Genomic DNA, 270 nt, shown 5'->3' on the forward strand with positions numbered 1-270 from the left:
TTATTATGCCAGCTTTATTCGTTGTATTTGCAGAACATATTGGTCATGTAGTCGTTACAAGTAGTATCGTAAATCGCGATTTGATTAAAAATCCAGGACTTAATCGCTCATTGTTTGCTGATGGTATATCAAATGTGATTTCTGGTTTTGTTGGTTCTACACCGAATACTACATACGGTGAAAATATGGGCGTTATGGCTATTACTCGCGTGTATAGTGTATGGGTAATTGGCGGTGCAGCTGTTTTTGCTATTGTATTTTCTTTTATCG

Annotated in this window: 1 protein-coding gene; it reads left to right on the plus strand. The window is 36.7% G+C overall.

From position 1 onward, the window contains the following. On the plus strand, positions 1-270 hold a 270-nt coding region (locus tag H5993_RS09265), incomplete at both ends, for a solute carrier family 23 protein (RefSeq protein WP_275087017.1).

The organism is Limosilactobacillus alvi (genome assembly GCF_016900115.1).
Classification (GTDB): domain Bacteria; phylum Bacillota; class Bacilli; order Lactobacillales; family Lactobacillaceae; genus Limosilactobacillus; species Limosilactobacillus alvi.